Here is a 13,747-nt window from a genome sequence, read left to right on the forward strand (position 1 = left end):
CGAATTTTTCTCATCACATCCCCCTCATGCTTTTTCGTTTGCGTGACTGACCATCTGCGGCCCGCTCTTCACGGGTCGCAGTGATCATTTTTTTGCACGGCCAATCACCCCCTCAGGTGAGGCGCACCGGTACGCGGTGCGATCCGTACAAGTTGTTTCAAGATAGCCGAAAGGCCGCACGCAAACAACGACGGACTGACGCCACTCGCCTCAGCGTCGAGCTCCTGAAACTAAAAGTACGCCGAAGCCTTCAGCACCTGTTGTCCGCAAGCGACTGAAATCACAAACTACGCGGCTTCGCATTTGTGTCCCCAAATTGAGCACAATCCCCCCATGCCAAACATCGCCTCCATCCTCAAAGCCGAAATCTCCCGTGTCGCTCGCAAGGAAGTGCGAGCGGAGATCGAAACCCTCAAGAAGGCCTCCGTCGCGCACCGCGCATCGATTGCCGACTTGCGCCGTCAGGTGAGCGCGCTCGAAAAGGAATTGCGCAAGGTCGCCAAGGGCTCCGCGCGCCAGGCGCCCGCCGCAGCCGGTGCTGCGGGTGACGACGCCGATGCAGGCGGCCCCAAGCGCCGCTTCAGCGCCAACCGGTTGGCCGCGCACCGCGCCAAGCTCGGGCTTTCGGCGGCGATCTATGGGCAGCTGGTCGGCGTGTCGGGCCAGACGATCTATCACTGGGAACAAGGCAAGGCACGCCCGCGTGCGGCGCAGCTGGAGCGGCTGGCCACGGTGCGGGAACTCGGGGCGCGCGAGATCGCAGAGCGGCTGGAAGCGCAGTAGGCAAGTCACCCGCCGCCCACCATGAAACTCGGCTACACCATCGTCTACGTTCCCAACGTCGCCCAATCGCTGAAGTTCTTCGAGCAAGCCTTCGGCCTGTCCACGCGCTTCCTGCATGAGTCAGGCACTTATGGCGAACTCGAAACTGGCGAGACGACGCTGGCGTTCGCCGCGCACGCGCTCGGCGATTCCAACTTTCCGGGTGGGCATGTCGCCGCCTCGGAATCCGTGCAACCGCTGGGCATGGAGCTGGGCCTCGTGACGCCCGATGTGCCCGCCGCGCACAGCCGCGCGCTCGCGGCCGGCGCCACACAGCTGTCGGCACCGGTGACCAAGCCCTGGGGGCAGGTGGTCTCGTACGTGCGTTGCCCCGACGGCACGCTGGTCGAGCTGTGCTCGCCCATCGGCGGCTGACGGGCGCCCTGCCCGCTCGCCAGTTCGCTGGCGGCTAGTCGATCAACGCCACCGCCCGCCGCGCAAACCCCGCGGCCTGCGCGCCCACCTGCACCGCATCTGCCGCCGCCGCGCTGCCGCTCTTGGCGCGCGCCGCGATGCCTTCGAGGATCACGGCGAAGCGGAACAGCGAGAACGCCAGGTGGAAGTTCGTCACCGGCTCGGCGCAACCGCCGGCCTGCTGATAGCGGGCGACGTACTCGGCCTGCGTGGGAATGCCTTCGGCCGCGAGGTCGATGCCCTGCATGCCTTCGAACTCGTCGGCGCCGGTGTGCCAGGCCATGCAGTTGTAAGCCACGTCGGCCAGCGGGTGGCCCAGGGTGGACAGCTCCCAGTCGAGCACGGCGATCACGCGCGGCTCGGTGGGGTGGAACATGAGGTTGCCGAAACGGAAGTCGCCGTGGGCAATGGTGGTCTGGTCGCCCGGTGGCAAGTTGGCCGGCAGCCAGGCGATGAGGCGGTCGATGTTCGCGTCTTCGCGGGTGCGCGAGGCTTCCCACTGCCGGGTCCAGCGCGCGATCTGGCGTTGGAAGAAGTTGCCGGGGCGGCCGTAGTCGGTGAGGCCAACGGCGGCAAGGTCGACGGCGTGCAGGCGCGCCAGGGTTTCGGCCATCGCAAAGTAGTAGGCGCGGCGCTCGGCGGGCGCGATGCCGGGCAGCGCGTAGTTCGACAGCACGCGGCCTTCGAGCTTTTCCATGACGTAGAAGGGGGTGCCCACCACAGCGCGGTCGTCGCAGTACAGCACGGTGCGCGGCACGGGCACGTCGGTGGCGGCCAGTGCGCGCAGCACGCGGTACTCGCGGTCGACCGCGTGGGCCGAAGGCAGCAGCTCGCCGGGCGGCTGCTTGCGCAGCACCAGCGCGCGGTTGTCGAAGTCGACGAAGAAGGTGGGGTTCGACTGCCCGCCGCCGATGCGGGCCAGGCGCATCGGGCCTTCGAGCTCGGGCAGCGCCTGCCGCAGGTGGCGCTGCAGGCGGTCGGCGTCGAACTCGATGCCTGCTGGGGTGGCGTCTGCAGCTGCGCTCATGGCCGGCGGAACACGGGCTCGCGTTTCTCCAGGAAGGCTTTCACGCCTTCGGCGAAGTCGGGCCGGTCGATCAGCTCGCGCTGGCGCTCGGCCTCGTGGCGCATCTGGCCGACGAGCGACTGGCTCGCGGCCGATTCGTACACGGCGCGGATCTCGTGCGCCGCATGCGCGGGCAGGCGCGCGAGCCGCTGCGCGACAGCCACCGCCTGGGCGCGCAGTTCGGCGTCGTCCACACAGGCCCACACGAGGCCCCATTGCGCGGCCTGCTCGCCCGACAGGCGCTCGCCGAGCAGCGACATGCCGACGGCACGCGCGCGGCCCACGAGCCGCTCGAGGAACCAGGTGGTGCCCAGGTCGGGCACGATGCCCAGGCGCGGCATGAAGGGCAGGTAGAAGTACGCGGAGCGCGCCACCAGCACGACGTCGGCGGCCAGCGCCACGCCCACGCCGGCGCCTGCGGCGGGGCCGTTGATGGCGCTCACCACGGGGAAGGGCATGCTGCGCAGGTCTTCGATGAGGCGGTTCGACATGGCCTCCATCGCATCGGCCGTGCGCTGGCCCAGGCTGCCGGGCGCGGTTGCGTCCATGCTGCCCAGGTCGGCGCCCACGCAGAACGACTTGCCGACGCCGGTGAGCACCACGGCGCGCACCTCGCCTTCGTCGCGCAGCAGCGCGAGCCGCTGGCGTAAGGCCTCCTGCAGCGGCTGGGTGAGCGGGTTGAGTCGCTTGGGAATGTTGAAGCTGAGGATGGCGACGTCGCCGTCTCGCTCGTACAGAAGGGGGTCCTGGTCGTCAGGCTGGCTCATGGGTGGGCTCCGAAGGGTGTGAGTAGAAACAGGGGGTTCACTTCATGTTCAGCGCGGGCCCGACCGGGTCGAGGTCCACGCCGTTGAAGCGCACGGGCTGCATCGATGCATAGGCGTGCAGGTCGGCGGCCGAATTGGCCATGGCCACGCCGGGCAGCAGCATCGAGATGCGCGGGCTCTTGAGGGTGCTGGCGGCCACGCGCACGCTCTCGCGCGTGGGGTTGGCGCCGGCCTCGCGCAGCACGTGGGCCATGAGCTGCGCCACGATGTAGCCCGACACGCCGCTGCCGTTGCTCGGGTCGACGCCGCTGGCGTGGGTCTTGAGCAGCTCGAGGTACTCGAGCACCTCGGGGTCGCGGCTCCAGCGCGGGCTCATGGGCTCCTTGTAGACGGCGAGCGCGACCACGCCCTTGGCCTTGTCGGCGCCCGCGGGCTCGAAGGCCATCTTCACGGAGGCGGCGGCAAAGTTGAGATAACGGTCGGGCGTCCAGCCCACGTCGGCAACCTTGCGGATGGCCTGCGCGGCGGTGCGCGCGGTGGCGGCCATCACGAGCACGTCGGCGCCCGACGACTTGAGCTGCACCACCTGCGAATCGACGGTGGGGTCGGTCACCTCGAAGGTGGCCTGCGCCACGATCCTGGCCTTGCCCTGCTTCGACAGGCCTTCCTGCAGGCCCTTGAGCACTTCGCGGCCGAGGTCGTCGTTCTGCATGAGCACGGCGATCTTGGCGTCGGGGCGGTTGTCGATGATGTGGCGCGCGAACACGCGGCCCTCGCCCTGGTAGCTGCCGAGAAAGGGCACGGTCCACGGGTACTTGGCGGCGTCGTCGAACTGCGAGGCGCCCGACTGCACGAAGAGCTGCGGCACTTTCTTGGCGTTCATGTAGCGCTGGATGGCCATGTTGGGCGCGGTGCCCAGGTTGCCGAAGATGGCGAGCACCTGGTCTTCCTCGACGAGGCGGCGCGCCACCTCGACGGTCTTGGGCGGCGAGTACTGGTCGTCGTAGATCAACAGGCGCACCTTGCGCCCGTGGATGCCGCCCTGCTCGTTGAGCTTCTTGAAGTAGGCCTCCGCCACCTTGCCGACCACCGAGTAGCCCGACACGGGCCCCGACAGCGGCATGGGCATGCCCAGCACGATCTCGGCGTCGCTCACGCCGGCTTCGGGCTTCTTCTGGGCCAGGGCCGGCAGGCTGATGCAGAGCGTGGCAAGGCCGGCCACCAGGGCCGTGCGGCGGGAAAGCGGATGAACCATGTCGCGTGTCTCCTTCTGTGTTGCTGAGTGGCCGGATGGCCTGCGTCGTCAGTCGTCGTCGGAAAGCGGTTCAGGCGGTGGTGGCCCGGTTCGGCCCCATGTAGCCGAAGAGGTGGCCCGCCACCTTGCGCATCTGGATCTCTTCGGAGCCCTCGGTGATGCGGTAGCGGCGGTGGTGGCGGTAGATGTGTTCGAAGGGCTTGTGGCGCGAATAGCCGATGCCGCCGTGCACCTGCATCGCGCGGTCGGCGGCCTCGCACACGAGGCGGTTGGCCCAGTAGTTGCACATCGAGACCTTGTCGGACAGCTGCTTCTCGACCTGCGGCTTGGGCATCTGGTCCATCTGCCACGCGGTCTTGCGGATCAACAGGCGCAGCATCTCGACCTGCGTGGCCAGCTCGACCAGCGGAAACTGGATGCCCTGGTTGCGCGCCAGTTCCTCGCCGAAGGGCTTGCGCTCGCGTGCGTACTTCACGCTCTCGCGCACGCAGTAGTCGGCGGCGCCCAGGCTCGACGCGGCCTGGCGGATGCGGTTCTCGTGCACGAAGTGCTGGGGGCAATGGCCAGGCCGCCGTCGAGCGGGCCGAGCACGGCGTCTTCGGGCACCCACACGTTCGTGAAGCTCACGCGCGGGTGGTCGGTGGGCATGTTGAAGGTCCAGAGGTACTCCTCGATCTTCACGCCCTCGGCCTGGGCGGGCACGAGCAAGGCGCTGATGCCGCGCGCGTCGCCGTCGCGCCCGCTGGTGCGCGCGAACAGCACGCAGTGGGTCGCCGTGTGCATGCCGGTGGTCCACATCTTTTCGCCGTCGATGCGAAAGCCGGCGCGGCCGTTGCGCGATTCGGGCACGGCGCGGGTTTCCATGTGGGTGGCGTCGGAGCCGTGCTGCGGTTCGGTGAGGCCGAAGGTCAGGCGCACGCGCTCGTCGAGCATGCCCTGGATGAGTTCGTCGCACTGCGCGGGCGTGCCGAAGTCGCGGATGGCGATCACGAAGGGGTTGTTGGCGACGATCGAATGTTCGTTCTGCAGGTCGTTGTGCAGGCCCAGGCCACGCGCCGCAAAGTGCTCGCGGATCACGGCCATCCAGAGGTTGCTGCCGTCACGCCCGCCGAATTCGGCGGGCAATGCAAAGCGCAGGTGGCCCGCGCGGTCGGCGCGGCGGCGCGCCTCGGCCAGCAGCGCTTCCCACTCGGGGCGCGGCAGGCCGCCGTTCTCGAAGTCGGTGCGGGCCCATTCGCGGCGGTGGTCGAAGAAGCGCTCGTTGTCGTCCTGCGCCTGCAGCGGCGCGATCTCGCGGTCGATGAAGGCGTCGAGCTCGGCAAGGTAGTCGACGAGGTCGCGGGGCAGGTCGAAGTCCATGGCTCAGTCTTTCTTTTTTGTGCCGGCGGCGTAGCCGGGCTGGTCGATGGCGAGCTTGTCGCGCGTGGTCTGGCGCAGGTGGTCGATCAGGCCGGGGGTGGCGGCGTCGAGTTCGCCTGTGGCGATGCGGGTGCAGAGCAGGCGGTTGGCTTCGGCCAGGTCGGCAGGTGCGCCGGGGCCCAGCAGTGCGTGCAGCCGCGTCAGTTCATTGGCCTGCGCGACGGGGCCAAGCTGCACTTCGCGCCGCACGATGTCGAGCGTGTTCGCCGCCACGCGCGCATGGAACGCGACCTGCCCTTCGGTGGCCGGCACCACCTGCTCGCGCAGGAAGGCGGCAACGGCCTCGAGCAGCTCGGCGATGTCGGGGCGGTCCTGCATCAGGCGGCCTCTTCCTCGGGCGCAAGCAAGGCCAGCAGGTCCGACTCGGCCTCCGACGCGCGGCGGCCGATGGCGGCCTTCTCCACATCGCGCTCGCGGCCGCTGAGCCACGCATGCACCATGGCTTCGCAGACGATGCCCCACTTGAGCGTGCCCAGCACCTCCCACCAGCGCACGCGCGCGGCATCGACCTGCCCGCCTTCGGCGGTGTAGCCCTCGAAGAGTTGCTCGCGCGTGCCGAAGCCGCCCACGGGCAGCACGCCGTGGCCGAAGCGCCAGGAGCGCACGCACATCCAGCCGAGGTCTTCCATCGGATCGCCGAAGTGCGCGAGCTCCCAGTCGAGCACGGCGCGCAGGCCTTCTTCGCCGACCATCAGGTTGCCATTGCGGAAGTCGCCGTGCACGAGCACCGGCGCGGGCACGTCGGCCGGCGCGTTTTCGCGCAGCCAGCGGAACGCAAGTTCGAACACGGGGCGCGCGGTGCCGTGGCTGCGGTGCAGGCCGAGCTGGAAGTCGAGCTCCGCCCGCGCGGCGGCCGTGCGCAGCGGCGGCAGCTGGTGCGCGGGCAGGCGGTGGATGCGCGCCATGGCGGCGCCGCACTGGCGCGCCAGCACGCGGCGCGCGCCGGCCAGGCGCTCGTCGCGCACGATGCGGCGGCCCAGGGTTTCGCCCTCGATGCGGTCCATGACGAAGCCTTCGCCGAGCCCGTCGGCCGGCTGCAGCACATGGCGCACGCCCGGCACGGGCACGCCGCCTGCGCGTGCGGCCTCGATGAGCTGCGCTTCCGCCGCCAGGCCCGCGGTGCCCAGGGCGCGCGCGCCGCTGGCATCGGCCGCGCGGCGCAGCACCAGCGGCCGGGCCGGGCCCGCGCCGGTCGTCGCCACATCGAAAGCCCAGGTCTGCTGGCTGGCGCCGCCCGAGAGCCGGCGCACGGCCTTCACCGCATGGCCGCCGGGCACGAGCCGTCCGGCCAGCCGCTGCAGTGCGTTCGCGATCAGCGTCGCGTCATCGTGCACGGGCGAAGCGTGCCTGGAGCTTGCGCAGCAGCCCGACCACGCCGCCGGGCATCGCGAACATGAAGGCGATCAGCACCACGCCGTACACCGCCCAGGGCGCGGCCTTGGAGACCTTCTCGGCCAGCGAGGGCACGAACATGATGAAGATGGCGCCGAAGATCGCGCCGTACAGCGTGCCCACGCCGCCCACCACGATGCCCACCAGCAGAGAGATCGACAAAAACAGCGTGAACGAATCGGGCGCCACGAACTGCACCGCAATGGCCGACAGCGCGCCGCCCACGCCGGTGTACGCGGCCGACACGCCGAAGGTCATGGCCTTGTAGTGGCTGTTGTCCACGCCCATCGCCTCCGACGCCATGGCGTGGTCGCGGATGGCGCGCATGGCCCGGCCGCTGCCGCTTTGCAGCAGGTTGTGGGCAATGAAGAACATCACGACCGCGACGAACAGCGAGAACAGGTAGAGCCACTGGTCTTCGTTGAGCGGCAGGCCGAAGGGCGCGGCGGGCTTCATGAGCACGATGCCCTGCACGCCGCCGGTCCACGCCTCGAGGTGCTTGTACTTGAGCAGCTGCGGCATCGCCACGCCGAGCGCGAAGGTGGCCAACGCCAGGTACAGCCCTTCGAGCTTGAGCGCGGGCCGCCCGAACAGGTAGCCGACGATCAAACACACCACGGCCGCCGCCGGCACCGTGAGCCAGTACGGCACGCCCGCGTGCTCCATGAGGATGCCGGTGGTGTAGGCCCCAATGGCATAGAAGGCGCCGTGGCCCAGCGAAATCTGGCCGTTGTAGCCCGTGAGGATGTTCAGGCCCAGCAGCGCAATGGCATACGAGATCACCATGGTCGCCTGGAACAGCTGGTAGCCGCGCGCCACGAAGGTGATGCCGATGGCCAGCACGATCAGCAGGCCGACCCACAGGAGCGGGGAGCGCGAAGGCTTGCCAGCGGTGCGTGCATCGGCCGACCCGGCGAGCGGTGCCATGGCGGTCGGCAGGGAGGAGGCTTGGGGAGAGTTCATGCGATCAGACCCGGGTGACCAACTTGCGGCCCATGAGGCCGGAGGGCTTGACGATGAGCACGCCGACGATCAGCACCAGCGCCACCGACAGCTTGAGTTCGGTGCCCACCACGTAGGTGCCGATGAGGTTCTCGAGCACGCCGACGATGAAGCCGCCGAGCACGGCGCCCACGGGGCTGTCGATGCCGCCGATGAGCGCGCCGGCAAAGGCGTACAGCAGCACGCCGGTCATCATGTGCGGGTCGAGGAAGACCACGGGCGCGACCATCATCCCGGCCACCGCGCCGATGGCGCCGGCCAGGCCCCAGCCCAGCATGAGCATGCGCCCGACGTTGATGCCCACCAGCCGCGACGAGGCCGCGTTCTGCGCCGCAGCGCGCATCGCCAGGCCCAGCGGCGTGAAGCGGAAGAACGCGAACAGCAGCAGCACCACCAGCAGCGTGACGCCGATGGCGCCCATCTCGTGCGCCGACATCATGGCGCTGCCGAACCACGCGTCCGACGGGAACGGGCTCGGGAACTGCTTGATGGTGTAGCCGAAGAGCCAGCCCGCCAGGCTGTGGAAGATCACCAAGAGGCCGATGAACACCACCACCACCGACAGCGCGGGCTTGTCGTGCATGGGCCGGATGACGGTGAACTCCACCACGGCCGCGAGCACGAAGGACAGCGCCACGGTCGCCACGAAGGCGGCCCAGTACGGCAGGCCGGCCTGCATGAGGCTCCAGGCGATGAAGGTCGAGAACATCGCCATCTCGCCCTGCGCGAAGTTGATGTGGTGCGTGGCCTGATAGATCATCACCAGCGCCAGCGCAACGCTGGCGTAGATGCCGCCGGTGGCCAGGCCCGCCAGCAGTTGGTGCAGGAATGCGTTCATCGGTGTGAGGCCCTTATTCGCCGAGGTACGCCTTGCGGACGGCGTCGTTGCGGCGGATGTCGGCGGCGGTGCCCGAAAGCACGATGCGGCCGGTTTCCAGGAGGTAGGCCGAGTCGGCCAGGTCGAGTGCGAGCTTGGCGTTCTGCTCCACCAGCAGGATCGACACGCGCTCTTCCTTGTTGATGCGCCGCATGATCGAGAAGATGTCCTTCACGATGAGCGGCGCGAGCCCGAAGGAGGGCTCGTCGAGCAGCAGCAGGCGCGGCTTGCCCATGAGCGCACGGCCGATGGCCAGCATCTGCTGCTCGCCGCCCGACAGCGTGCCGGCCTGCTGCGCGCGGCGCTCGCGCAGGCGCGGGAAGTAGCCGAACACGCGCTCCATGTCGGCGTCGATGCCGTCCCTGCTGGCACGTGCGTACGCACCCAACCGCAGGTTCTCCTCGGTCGTGAGGCCCAGGAAGGTGCCGCGCCCGTCGGGCACGTGGCCCACGCCGGCCTTGGCGATCTGCTCGGTGGAGCGGCCGTCGATGCGCTGGCCGGCCAGCATGATGCGGCCCTCGGTGCTCACCATCATCTGGCACAGCGCGCGCAGCGTGGTGGTCTTGCCAGCGCCGTTGGCGCCCAGCAGCGCCACGACCTGGCCGGTGGGAATGTCGAGGTCGATGCCTTGCAGCACGCGCGTCGGGCCGTACGCGGCGTGCAAGCCGCGCACTTCGAGGATGTTGGTCGTCATGCCATCGCCTCCGCTTCTGCCTCTTCGCCCAGGTAGGCGCGGATCACCTCGGGGTGCGCGCGCACCTCGGCCGGCGTGCCCTCGGCGATCTTCTTGCCGAAGTTGAGCGCCACCACCTTGTCCGACACGCCCATCACGAGGCTCATGTGGTGTTCGACCAGCAGCACCGTCACGTTCAGGCGATCGCGGATGTCGCGGATCAGCGTGCCCAGGCTTTCGAGTTCTTCGTGGTTCAGGCCGCAGGCCGGCTCGTCGAGCAGCAGCAGTTGCGGCTCGGCCGCCAGCGCGCGGGCCAGCTCGACACGCTTTTGCGTGCCGAAGGGCAGGTCGGCCACTTCGCGCTCGGCCACGGCCTCGAGGTCGAGAAAGTGGATCAGCTGGTCGGCCCGCGCCCGCGCCTGCGACTCGATGGCCGCCACGCCGGGCAGCCGGAAGGCGTTGCGCAGGAAGCCCGCGTGGTGCTTGCTGTGGCAGCCCACCAGCACGTTGTCGCGCACGGTCATCGTGCGAAACAGCGCCAGGTTCTGGAAGGTGCGCCCGATGCCCAGGCCCGCCATGCGGTGGCGCGGCAGGCGCGTGAGCGGATGGCCGTCGAACTCGATGCGGCCGGCGCTGCACTCGTACAGGCGCGAGAGACAGTTGAACAGCGTGCTCTTGCCCGCCCCGTTCGGCCCGATGAGGCCGCAGATCTGGCCCCGCCGCACGTCGAACGAGACGCCGTCGAGCGCCACGATGCCGCCGAAGCGCACCGACACCGCGTCGATGCGCAACAGGGGGGTGTTCTCTTTGTCTCCGCGATCGGTGTCATGAATCATGCGTCGATCTCTTTTTTTGAGGGAACGGAAAAGGTCAGCGCCGCCCCCGCGGGCGCTGCCATGTGGGCGGCGCAAGGGCCGCCCGGCTTCGTCAGAGCCGCTCGATGATGGTCACGTTGGCCATGCCGCCGCCTTCGCACATGGTCTGCAGGCCGTAGCGCTTGCCGCGCTGGCCCAGGGCGTTGACCAGCGTGGTCATCAGCTTGGTGCCCGAGGCGCCCAGCGGGTGGCCCAGCGCAATGGCGCCGCCGTTCACGTTGATGCGGGCCGGGTCGGCGCCCAGCGCCTTCAGCCAGGCGATGGGCACGGGCGCGAAGGCTTCGTTGACTTCGTACAGGTCGATGTCCTCGATCTTCATGCCGGCCTTTTGCAGCGCGCGCTGCGTGGCGGGCAGCGGGGCTTCGAGCATGATGACCGGGTCGTGGCCCAGCACGCTCATGTGGTGGATGCGCGCCAGCGGCTTCACGCCCAGCGTCTTCAGGCCGCGCTCGTTCACGACCATGAGGCCGCTGGCGCCGTCGCAGATCTGGCTGGCGGTGGCCGCCGTGCAGCGCCCGCCTTCGGCGATGAGCTTGACGCCGGCGATGCTCTCCAGCGTGGCGTCGTAGCGGATGCCTTCGTCGGTGGTGTGCAGCTCGCCGGTCTCGGTGCCGTCGGCCATGCGCACGGCCACGGGCACGATCTCGCGCTCGAAGTGGCCGGCCTTGGTGGCGGCAATGGCACGGTGGTGGCTTTCGAGCGCGTAGCGGTCGAGCGCGTCTTTCTCGATGCCGTAGTTGCGCGCGATCATCTCGGCGCCCGTGAACTGGCTGAACTGGATGCCGGGGTAGCGCTTTTCCATGCCGGGGCTCACGTAGAAGCCCAGGTTGTTCTTCAGCGGCAGCGTGGTGGGCAGGCCCATCGGCACGCGGCTCATGCTCTCGACGCCGGCGGCGATGACGATGTCCATCGTGCCCGACATCACGGCCTGCGCCGCGAAGTGCAGCGCCTGCTGCGACGAGCCGCACTGGCGGTCGACCGAGGTGGCGGGCACCGACTCGGGCAGGCGCGAGGCCAGCACCGCGTTGCGCGCCACGTTGGAGGCCTGCTCGCCGGCCTGGCCGACGCAGCCCATGATGACGTCCTCGATCAGGGCGGGGTCGGCGTCGGTGCGCTCCACGAGGGCGTTGAGCACCTGGGCGGCCAGGTCGGCCGGGTGCCATCCGGCGAGGCGGCCGTTGCGGCGGCCGCCGGCGGTGCGCGCGGCGGCGACGATATAGGCTTCGGGCATGTGAAATCTCCGGTGAGTGATCGGTTCGCGTCCTGCGCATTGTTGGCGCCACGCCGCCGCACAGCGTCGTCGGAACCGACGATTTTGGGCGCCCCACCCGCCGGGCGCCCCACCCCTCACCGGTGGCCGAACACGGGCGGGCGCCGCGCCAGGAAGGCGCGCAGGCCCTCGTGCGCGTCTTCGGTGGCGAAGCGCGCGTGCAGCTGGCGCCGCTCGAACAGGATGCCCTCGGACAGCGACGACTCCCACGCGCGGTTGACCGACTCCTTGATCGCCACCAGCGCCGGCAGCGAATACGCCGCGATGCGCGCGGCCAGCGCCAGGGCCTCGGGCATGAGCGCCTCGGGCGCGACCACGCGCGACACCAGGCCGCAGCGGTCGGCCTCGACCGCGTCGAGCACGCGCGCCGCCAGGCACATCTCCATCGCCTTGGCCTTGCCGATGGCGCGCGGCAGGCGCTGGGTGCCGCCGGCGCCCGGCAGCATGGCGAGCTTGACCTCGGGCAGCGCGAAGCGCGCCGATTCGGCGGCCAGCACGATGTCGCAGGCCAGCGCCAGTTCGCAGCCGCCGCCGTAGGCCACGCCGGCCACCGCGGCGATCACGGGCTTGCGCACGCGGCGGATGGTTTCCCAGTTGCGGGTGATGAAGTCGTCGCGCACCACGTCGGCGTAGCCCCAGTCGGCCATGGCCGCGATGTCGGCACCGGCGGCGAAGGCGGTGTCGCCGCCGGTGACGACGATGGCGCCGATGCCCGCATCGGCATCGAAGGCCAGCAAGGCGGCGCCGAGGGCGCCCATGAGCGCGTCGTCCAGCGCGTTGAGCTGGCGCGGGCGGTTCAGCGTGATCACGCCGACGCGGCCGTCGACATGGGTGAGCACGGGGGCGTCGGGCATCGTCATCGGCTCAGTCGACCACGATCTTCTGGCGCGCGATGAGCGCGGACAGCATGGCGCCTTCGTCGGCCAGCAGTTTGCGAAACTCGGGCGTGCTCATGGCCACGGGCTCGGCGCCCAGGTCGCCGTAGCGCGACTTGACGGCGGGCAGCGCCAGCGCCTTGCCGAGTTCGGCGCTCATGCGGCCCAGCACCTCGGGCGGCGTGCCGTTGGGCGCCCACATGCCGAACCAGATGTCGAGGTTGGCGCCCGGAAAGCCCTGCTCGCCCACCGTGGGCACCTCGGGGAAGAAGGGCGAGCGCTTGGCGCTCACGATGCCCAGCAGCTTGGCCTTGCCGGCGCGGATGTGCTGGAAGGCGATGCCGGGGTCGCAGACGAAATCGGCCTGGCCCGAGAGCACATCCTGCAATGCAGGCGCTGCGCCGCGGTAGGGCACGTGCGTGACCTGCGTGCCGGTGGCCTGCTTGAACAGCTCGCAGGCCAGGTGCGGCGGCGTGCCCGCGCCGGCCGAGGCGTACGAGAGCGCGCCGGGCTTGGTTCGCGCCAGCGTGACCAGTTCGCGCACGTCTTTCGCGGGCAGCTGCGGCTTGGCGACGAGGTACATCTGCGTGCGCCCGACCGTGGCCACCGGCGTGAGGTCGCGCGAGGGCAGCAGGCTCGCCTTGAAGAGCGAAGGGTTGGCGGTCTCGACCGAGGTCGGTGCGATGAGGAAGGTGTGGCCGTCGGGCGCGGCGCGCACCACCTCGGCGGCCGAGATGTTGCCGCTGGCGCCGGGCTTGTTGTCGATCAGCACGGTCTGGCCGAGCGACTCCGACAGCGACTGCGCGAGGATGCGCGCCATGACGTCGGTGCTGCCGCCGGGCGCAAAGCCGACGACCACGCGGATGGGCTTGGACGGCCACGCGCCAGCGGGTGTGGTTGCAGGCGCCTGGGCCCAGGCCGCATGGCCGGCGAGCGCGAGGCCACCCAGTGCGGCCACGGCGCGGCCCAGCCGCCGGCCCACGCCGGCGGCGAATTGCTTCTTGTGCATGTGTTGTCTCCGTTGTGGTGTCGAAAGGATC

Annotated in this window: 16 protein-coding genes; 2 read left to right on the top strand and 14 right to left on the bottom strand. The window is 69.8% G+C overall.

The window, feature by feature from the left end:
* Positions 1-333: 333 nt before the first annotated feature.
* Both AC07SQ_RS09765 and AC07SQ_RS09770 read left to right on the top strand, forming a co-directional pair.
* Positions 334-783 (top strand): helix-turn-helix domain-containing protein, encoded by a 450-nt coding sequence (locus tag AC07SQ_RS09765; RefSeq protein ID WP_070062806.1) that lies wholly within the window; start codon positions 334-336, stop codon positions 781-783.
* Positions 784-804: 21 nt separating this feature from the next.
* Positions 805-1,197 (top strand): VOC family protein, encoded by a 393-nt coding sequence (locus AC07SQ_RS09770; RefSeq protein ID WP_495272003.1) that lies wholly within the window; start codon positions 805-807, stop codon positions 1,195-1,197.
* Positions 1,198-1,231: 34 nt separating this feature from the next.
* Here AC07SQ_RS09770 and AC07SQ_RS09775 read toward each other — a convergent pair whose 3' ends face one another.
* The 14 genes from AC07SQ_RS09775 to AC07SQ_RS09840 form a co-directional block, all read right to left on the bottom strand.
* Positions 1,232-2,263 (bottom strand): phosphotransferase, encoded by a 1,032-nt coding sequence (locus tag AC07SQ_RS09775; RefSeq protein WP_495272002.1) that lies wholly within the window; start codon positions 2,261-2,263, stop codon positions 1,232-1,234.
* On the bottom strand, positions 2,260-3,069 hold the full coding sequence (locus AC07SQ_RS09780) for an enoyl-CoA hydratase-related protein (protein ID WP_495272001.1): 810 nt from the start codon (positions 3,067-3,069) through the stop codon (positions 2,260-2,262). The genes AC07SQ_RS09775 and AC07SQ_RS09780 overlap by 4 nt, the downstream gene beginning before the upstream one ends.
* Positions 3,070-3,106: 37 nt before the next feature.
* Positions 3,107-4,324, bottom strand: coding sequence for an ABC transporter substrate-binding protein (locus AC07SQ_RS09785; RefSeq protein WP_492737702.1), 1,218 nt, complete (start codon positions 4,322-4,324; stop codon positions 3,107-3,109).
* A gap of 70 nt (positions 4,325-4,394) precedes the next feature.
* A complete protein-coding gene (locus AC07SQ_RS09790; RefSeq protein ID WP_495272000.1) occupies positions 4,395-4,868 on the bottom strand; it encodes an acyl-CoA dehydrogenase family protein in 474 nt (157 codons plus the stop codon).
* A complete protein-coding gene (locus AC07SQ_RS09795; RefSeq protein WP_495271999.1) occupies positions 4,796-5,683 on the bottom strand; it encodes an acyl-CoA dehydrogenase family protein in 888 nt (295 codons plus the stop codon). Before AC07SQ_RS09795 ends, AC07SQ_RS09790 begins: the two co-directional genes overlap by 73 nt.
* A 3-nt stretch (positions 5,684-5,686) precedes the next feature.
* Complete coding sequence (locus tag AC07SQ_RS09800; protein ID WP_495271998.1) at positions 5,687-6,061, bottom strand: DUF6285 domain-containing protein; 375 nt, start codon at positions 6,059-6,061, stop codon at positions 5,687-5,689.
* The gene (locus tag AC07SQ_RS09805; RefSeq protein ID WP_495271997.1) at positions 6,061-7,077 is read right to left on the bottom strand and encodes a phosphotransferase family protein; all 1,017 of its coding nucleotides are present in this window, start codon (positions 7,075-7,077) and stop codon (positions 6,061-6,063) included. Before AC07SQ_RS09805 ends, AC07SQ_RS09800 begins: the two co-directional genes overlap by 1 nt.
* Positions 7,067-8,098 (bottom strand): branched-chain amino acid ABC transporter permease, encoded by a 1,032-nt coding sequence (locus tag AC07SQ_RS09810; RefSeq protein WP_495271996.1) that lies wholly within the window; start codon positions 8,096-8,098, stop codon positions 7,067-7,069. Before AC07SQ_RS09810 ends, AC07SQ_RS09805 begins: the two co-directional genes overlap by 11 nt.
* 4 nt (positions 8,099-8,102) lie before the next feature.
* Positions 8,103-8,975 carry a branched-chain amino acid ABC transporter permease gene (locus AC07SQ_RS09815; RefSeq protein ID WP_056577629.1) on the bottom strand — a complete coding sequence of 291 codons (873 nt, stop codon included), beginning with the start codon at positions 8,973-8,975 and terminating at the stop codon, positions 8,103-8,105.
* A 13-nt stretch (positions 8,976-8,988) separates the two neighbouring features.
* Positions 8,989-9,708, bottom strand: coding sequence for an ABC transporter ATP-binding protein (locus tag AC07SQ_RS09820; protein WP_492679996.1), 720 nt, complete (start codon positions 9,706-9,708; stop codon positions 8,989-8,991).
* Positions 9,705-10,523 carry an ABC transporter ATP-binding protein gene (locus AC07SQ_RS09825; RefSeq protein WP_062478152.1) on the bottom strand — a complete coding sequence of 273 codons (819 nt, stop codon included), beginning with the start codon at positions 10,521-10,523 and terminating at the stop codon, positions 9,705-9,707. The genes AC07SQ_RS09820 and AC07SQ_RS09825 overlap by 4 nt, the downstream gene beginning before the upstream one ends.
* Before the next feature lie 91 nt (positions 10,524-10,614).
* On the bottom strand, positions 10,615-11,793 hold the full coding sequence (locus AC07SQ_RS09830) for an acetyl-CoA C-acetyltransferase (RefSeq protein WP_095746834.1): 1,179 nt from the start codon (positions 11,791-11,793) through the stop codon (positions 10,615-10,617).
* 116 nt (positions 11,794-11,909) lie between these two features.
* Positions 11,910-12,686, bottom strand: coding sequence for an enoyl-CoA hydratase-related protein (locus AC07SQ_RS09835; RefSeq protein WP_495271995.1), 777 nt, complete (start codon positions 12,684-12,686; stop codon positions 11,910-11,912).
* Positions 12,687-12,696: 10 nt separating this feature from the next.
* Complete coding sequence (locus tag AC07SQ_RS09840) at positions 12,697-13,716, bottom strand: Bug family tripartite tricarboxylate transporter substrate binding protein (RefSeq protein ID WP_095947990.1); 1,020 nt, start codon at positions 13,714-13,716, stop codon at positions 12,697-12,699.
* Positions 13,717-13,747 lie beyond the last annotated feature (31 nt).

Source organism: Variovorax sp. GW821-FHT06D12 (assembly GCF_059419205.1).

Coding starts and splice junctions, on each gene's coding strand:
- AC07SQ_RS09815 (WP_056577629.1), bottom strand. CDS start 8,975: ATGAACGCATTCCTGCACCAACTGCTGGCGGGCCTGGCCACCGGCGGC.
- AC07SQ_RS09820 (WP_492679996.1), bottom strand. CDS start 9,708: ATGACGACCAACATCCTCGAAGTGCGCGGCTTGCACGCCGCGTACGGC.
- AC07SQ_RS09825 (WP_062478152.1), bottom strand. CDS start 10,523: ATGATTCATGACACCGATCGCGGAGACAAAGAGAACACCCCCCTGTTG.
- AC07SQ_RS09765 (WP_070062806.1), top strand. CDS start 334: ATGCCAAACATCGCCTCCATCCTCAAAGCCGAAATCTCCCGTGTCGCT.
- AC07SQ_RS09795 (WP_495271999.1), bottom strand. CDS start 5,683: ATGGACTTCGACCTGCCCCGCGACCTCGTCGACTACCTTGCCGAGCTC.
- AC07SQ_RS09840 (WP_095947990.1), bottom strand. CDS start 13,716: ATGCACAAGAAGCAATTCGCCGCCGGCGTGGGCCGGCGGCTGGGCCGC.
- AC07SQ_RS09780 (WP_495272001.1), bottom strand. CDS start 3,069: ATGAGCCAGCCTGACGACCAGGACCCCCTTCTGTACGAGCGAGACGGC.
- AC07SQ_RS09810 (WP_495271996.1), bottom strand. CDS start 8,098: ATGAACTCTCCCCAAGCCTCCTCCCTGCCGACCGCCATGGCACCGCTC.
- AC07SQ_RS09785 (WP_492737702.1), bottom strand. CDS start 4,324: ATGGTTCATCCGCTTTCCCGCCGCACGGCCCTGGTGGCCGGCCTTGCC.
- AC07SQ_RS09835 (WP_495271995.1), bottom strand. CDS start 12,686: ATGCCCGACGCCCCCGTGCTCACCCATGTCGACGGCCGCGTCGGCGTG.
- AC07SQ_RS09830 (WP_095746834.1), bottom strand. CDS start 11,793: ATGCCCGAAGCCTATATCGTCGCCGCCGCGCGCACCGCCGGCGGCCGC.
- AC07SQ_RS09775 (WP_495272002.1), bottom strand. CDS start 2,263: ATGAGCGCAGCTGCAGACGCCACCCCAGCAGGCATCGAGTTCGACGCC.
- AC07SQ_RS09800 (WP_495271998.1), bottom strand. CDS start 6,061: ATGCAGGACCGCCCCGACATCGCCGAGCTGCTCGAGGCCGTTGCCGCC.
- AC07SQ_RS09770 (WP_495272003.1), top strand. CDS start 805: ATGAAACTCGGCTACACCATCGTCTACGTTCCCAACGTCGCCCAATCG.